Consider the following 266-nt stretch of genomic DNA (forward strand, 5'->3'; position numbering starts at 1 on the left):
TTACTACACCGCGCTGAAGCTCAGCGACCGGCTGATCAACACCCTGTACCTGCTGATGTTCTGGCTGGTGATCGAGGCCACCTTCGTGCGCGGCCTGGGTGTTGCCGCACGGCGCCTGGCCTATGCCCGCGCCCTGGCCAAACGCCAGGCCGCCAAGGAGGCCGGTGACGGCGAAGCGGTGATCGAAGAGCCGACCCTGGACATCGAGCAGGTCAACGAACAGTCCATGCGCCTGATCCGCCTGGCCCTGCTCGGCGGCTTTATCG

1 protein-coding gene is annotated in these 266 nt (G+C 65.8%); it reads left to right on the plus strand.

The features are described from left to right. Window positions 1–266, plus strand: a 266-nt coding sequence (locus AAEZ05_RS28885) for a hypothetical protein (protein ID WP_350650029.1), incomplete at both ends; no start/stop codon positions are given.

The organism is Pseudomonas sp. HY13-MNA-CIBAN-0226 (assembly GCF_040310305.1).
GTDB classification, from domain to species: Bacteria; Pseudomonadota; Gammaproteobacteria; order Pseudomonadales; family Pseudomonadaceae; genus Aquipseudomonas; species Aquipseudomonas gregormendelii.